The sequence below is a fragment of the Arthrobacter sp. Y3223164 genome (assembly GCF_059091005.1).
The window spans coordinates 1-4,811 of the sequence record NZ_JBNHGF010000220.1 but is presented as its reverse complement, the minus strand read 5'-3'; the positions used below and the strand labels follow the sequence as shown (position 1 = coordinate 4,811).

Genomic DNA, 4,811 nt, shown 5'->3' with positions numbered 1-4,811 from the left:
CCTCCCCGCCGGCCAGGGGCTCCCGGCGGTAGCTCAGCGGCACGTTGACAACGTGGACGGCGTCGGCGGTGTGCACGGCCACGATGTGCACTTCCAGTCCCACTGCCCCGGCCGGGTCCGGCAAGCGGATGCCGCCCAGCCGGCGCAGGACCGACTCTTGGCCCTTGGCGGGGAACCAACGCTGGGCGGGGAGCCACTGGTGCAGCAGTTCGGGCAGGCTCGGCGTGAAATCAGGCATGTGATGCCACCTCTGTTCCTTCAGTCGCGGGTCTGATGACTGGGAGTGTCTCGGTCTGTGGAGATGCGGGGTTGGACGCGGCCGAACGCAGCCGCAACCAGAAAAAGTCGTGGCTGCCCAGCGTCAGCGTGAGCTGGCCGGCGTCGTCAAAGGCCGGGAAGGGGACGCCTCCGAACGTGTCGCGCAGCCCCCGGCCGGCAAATTCGGGCAGCCGCAGCGGTGCCGCCACCGGGTGCTGCGACAGATTGAACACGCACAGCAGCACCTCTTTCTCCAGGCCTTCCGGATTGTCCTCCGGCAATTCGCGCAGAAAGGCCAGCACCGATTCGGAGTCCACCGGCACGTTCCGGTAGGTGCCCAGGCCGAAGGCGGGATGGGCCTTGCGCACGGCCAGCATCTGGCGCACCCAGTGCAGCAGCGAACTGTTGTGCGCCAGCTGCGCCTCGACGTTGACGTAGTTGTAGTGATAGACCAGCGACTGCACCACCGGCAGGTACAGTTTGCCGGGGTCCGCGGTGGAGAAGCCGGCGTTGCGGTCGGGGTTCCACTGCATCGGGGTGCGGGAGGCATCGCGGTCTTCGAGCCAGATGTTGTCGCCCATGCCGATCTCGTCCCCGTAATACAGGAACGGGCTGCCCGGCAGCGACAGCAGCAGCGCGTGAATCAGTTCGATTTCTGCGCGCGAGTTGTCCAGCAGCGGGGCCAGCCGGCGGCGGATTCCGATGTTGGACCGCATCCGGGAATCCGGCGCGTACCAGCCGAACATCGCCTCACGTTCTTCGCGGGTGACCATTTCCAGCGTCAGTTCGTCGTGGTTGCGCAGGAACGTTCCCCACTGGGCCCCGGCCGGGATCGCCGGAGTCTGCTCCATGGTGGCGATGATCGGGGCGGCCTTCTGGTCCCGGAGCGCGTAATACAGCCGCGGCATGATCGGGAAGTGGAAGGCCATGTGGCATTCGGGGCGCAGCCCGCCGTCGCCGTCGGGCTGGCCGAAGTATTCCACCACCTCGTGTGGCAGCTGGTTGGCTTCGGCGATGATCACGCGGCCGGGGTATTCCGTGTCCACCAGTGCGCGCAGGTCCTGCAGGAAGGCGTGCGTGGCGGGCAGGTTCTCGCAGTTGGTCCCGTCTTCCTCGAACAGGTACGGGATGGCGTCCGCGCGGAAACCGTCAATCCCCTGGTCCAGCCAGAAGCGCACGACGTCGAACAAAGCCTCGATCACCTTGGGGTTCTCGAAGTTCAGGTCCGGCTGGTGGCTGAAGAACCGGTGCCAGTAGAACTGCCGGCGGATCGGGTCGAACGCCCAGTTCGAATCCTCGCTGTCCACGAAGATGATCCGCGCGTCCTGGTATTTCTCGTCCGTGTCGGACCAGACATAGAAGTCTCCGTACGGCCCCTCCGGGTCACGCCGGGACTGCTCGAACCAGTCGTGCTTGTCCGACGTGTGGTTTATCGGCAGGTCGATGATTACCCGGACGCCGCGGGCGTGGGCCTCGGCGACCAGGCGTTTGAAGTCGCCGATGGTGCCGAACTCGTCCAGCACGTCGAAGTAGTCCGCGACGTCGTACCCGCCGTCCCGCAGCGGGGACTTGAAGAACGGCGGGATCCACAGGCAGTCGACGCCCAGCCACTGCAGGTAGTCCAGCTTGTCGATCAGCCCGGAGAAGTCGCCCGATCCGTCTCCGTTGGAGTCGGCGAAGCCCCGCAACAGCACCTCGTAGAACACTGCCTTGCGGTACCAGTGGGGGTCATGCGTCAGCCCCGGAGCGTGCAGCTGGAAGGGGCCGGCCATCAGCGGTTCCTTCGGATGTGCAGGATGTGGGCGGGTTCCACGTGTGCGTCCAGCCGCACGTAGTTGTGTTCGCCCCAGCGCCAGCTCTGCCCGCTGAGCAGGTCATCGACCCAGAACGTGCCGTCGTCGTTAAGGTCCTCCTCCCGCAGCCCCAGCGCCGTCAGGTCCAGCGAGACCGTCGATTCGCGCGCGCTGTGCGGGTCCACGTTGACGACGACGATGATCGTGTCCCGCCCGCCGCCGTGGCTTTCGGGCAGGTGCGCCTTGTGCTTGGAGTACACCACCGTGGCCGGGTCGGTGCTGCGGTGCACGGTAAGGTTGCCCAGGTCGCCCAGCGCCGGGTGGGCCCGCCGGATGGCATTGAGCCGGGTCAGGTACGGGGCGAGCGAGCGCCCTTCGGCCTCCGCGGCGGCGAAGTCGCGGGCCTTGTATTCGTACTTTTCGTTGTCGATGTATTCCTCGGCGCCCGGCCGGGCCACGTGCTCGTAGAGTTCGTAGCCGGCGTAGACGCCCCAGAGCGGGCTGGCCGTGGCCGCCAGCACGGCCCGGACCTTGAACCCGGCGGGGCCGCCGTACTGCAGGTACTCGGTGAGGATGTCCGGGGTGTTGACGAAGAAGTTCGGCCGGAAGAACGGCGCCGTCTCGTGGCTGATCTCGGTGAAGTATTCCTCGATCTCTTCCTTGGTGTTGCGCCAGGTGAAATAGCTGTAGGACTGCTGGAAGCCCGCGCGGCCCAGCGCGTGCATCATGGCCGGCCGGGTGAAGGCCTCGGCCAGGAACACCACCTCAGGGTGCTCGCGGTTCACCGTGCCGATCAGCCATTCCCAGAACCACAGGGGCTTGGTGTGCGGGTTGTCCACCCGGAAAATCTTCACGCCGTGCGAAATCCACAGCTTCACGATCCGCAGGACCTCTTCGGACAGGCCGCGCGGGTCGTTATCGAAGTTCAGCGGATAGATGTCCTGGTACTTCTTCGGCGGGTTCTCGGCGTAGGCAATCGTGCCGTCGGCCCGCGTGGTGAACCATTCGGGATGCTCGGTGGCCCACGGGTGGTCCGGGGCGGCCTGCAGCGCCAGGTCCAGGGCCACCTCCATGCCGAGCGCCTCGGCGGCGGCCACGAAGGCGTCGAACTCCTCGAATCCGCCCAGGTCGGGGTGGATGGCGTCATGCCCGCCGTCCTTGGATCCGATGGCCCACGGCGATCCCGGGTCGCCGGGTCCGGCGGTCAGCGTGTTGTTCGGTCCCTTGCGGTTGACCTCGCCGATCGGATGGATGGGCGGCAGGTACACCACGTCGAAGCCCATGGCCGCGACGGCCGGAAGCCGCTCGGCCGCCGTCGTGAAGTCGCCGGAGGTCCAGCGCCCGTTCGCCGGGTCGTAATGCGCGCCCTCGGAGCGCGGGAAGAATTCGTACCAGGCGCCGCGGCCGGCCCGTTCACGCTCCACGAGGATGGGGTACCGCTTCGAGGGGCTGACCAGGCTGCGGATCGGATGGCTGTTCACGGCGTCCAGCACGGCCTCCGAGGTTCCTGCGGCCAAACGTTCATGCACGGTGAGCGATCCGTCTGCGAGCGCGGCGGCGGCGGCGCGCAGCACCTGCGCGTTGCCTTCCGGCCGCCCGCCCTGGCCCGCGGCCTGTTCCAGCAGCAGCCGGCCCTCGGCCAGCATGAGGTCCACGTCCACGCCGGCGGCAATCTTCACCTCGGCGTTGTGCCGCCAGGTGGCGTAATTGTCTCCCCAGCCTTCCACGTGAAAGGTCCAGAGGCCGGTACCGGTGGGCCGGAGGGTCCCGTGCCAGCGGTCGGTGCCGGGCGCGCCGGGCGTCAGCCTTGCCCGCTGGACGGGCCGGCCGTCCGGGTCGAACAGCACCGCGGTCGCGCCGATCTTGTCGTGCCCCTCGCGGAAGACGGTGGCGGCTACCTCCAGGTCTTCGCCCGGTATCGCCTTGGCCGGAAACTCGCCGCCGCCGACCACGGGCCAGACGTCGACCACCGGGATCCGGCCGAACTTCAGGCGGGGGGCTGGCTGGGTCGTACTCTGCTCCTGCATCGAAGTCGTCACAAGACAGACGTTAGCGAGATTCCTTCCCGATTGCGAAGGATCCCCACGCCCTGCGACCGGGTTGACGGCCAGTTCGACGCGCATTCACCCGCCGGCCATCAACGGCGCAGGGGATCTGCGCTAGCCTAGGCCGGGTGAAGGCAATCCGCAGATTTACTGTCCGAACTGTCCTCCCCGAGAGCATTGCTCCGTTGGCCCGCTTGGCCGGCAACCTCCGCTGGTCCTGGCACCGGCCCACCCAGCAACTCTTTGAACAACTGGATCCTCAGGCCTGGTCCGAGGTGCGCCAGGATCCCGTCGCCCTGCTCGGCTCGTTCACCCGCGAACGGCTGCGGGCGCTGGCCGACGATCGGGACGTCGTCGCGCGGGTGCGGGAACTGGACGCCGACCTGGAGCAGTACCTGACCGAGGACCGCTGGTACCAGACGCTGGGAGCGGACGCACCGGCGTCGATCGCCTACTTCTCCCCCGAGTACGGCATCTCCCATGTGCTCCCGCAGTACTCCGGCGGCCTGGGCATCCTGGCCGGCGACCACCTGAAGGCCGCGTCCGACCTGGGCGTGCCGCTGGTGGGCGTGGGCCTGCTCTACGCCGCCGGCTACTTTAAGCAGTCGCTGAGCCGCGACGCATGGCAGCAGGAGACGTACCCCGTCCTGGACCCGGACGGCCTGCCGCTGACGCTGCTGCGCGAGCCGGACGGGCAGCCGGCCCAGGTCACGCT

Annotated in this window: 4 protein-coding genes; 1 reads left to right on the top strand and 3 read right to left on the bottom strand. The window is 67.8% G+C overall.

Annotation, left to right across the window (positions count from 1 at the left end; translation table 11 throughout):
• The 3 genes from AC5RUJ_RS11225 to AC5RUJ_RS11215 form a co-directional block, all read right to left on the bottom strand.
• Positions 1 to 238: maltokinase N-terminal cap-like domain-containing protein (locus AC5RUJ_RS11225; RefSeq protein ID WP_494155875.1), on the bottom strand; the 238-nt coding region annotated here is incomplete at its 3' end.
• Entirely contained in the window at positions 231 to 2,030 is a 1,800-nt protein-coding gene (gene treS, locus AC5RUJ_RS11220) for a maltose alpha-D-glucosyltransferase (protein ID WP_494002334.1), read from the bottom strand. The genes AC5RUJ_RS11225 and treS, both read right to left, overlap by 8 nt.
• On the bottom strand, positions 2,030 to 4,078 hold the full coding sequence (locus AC5RUJ_RS11215) for an alpha-1,4-glucan--maltose-1-phosphate maltosyltransferase (protein WP_494128125.1): 2,049 nt from the start codon (positions 4,076 to 4,078) through the stop codon (positions 2,030 to 2,032). Before AC5RUJ_RS11215 ends, treS begins: the two co-directional genes overlap by 1 nt.
• A 146-nt stretch (positions 4,079 to 4,224) precedes the next feature.
• Between AC5RUJ_RS11215 and AC5RUJ_RS11210 the strand changes: the two genes are divergently transcribed.
• A partial coding sequence (locus tag AC5RUJ_RS11210) for a DUF3417 domain-containing protein (protein ID WP_494155874.1) occupies positions 4,225 to 4,811 on the top strand: 587 nt, incomplete at its 3' end.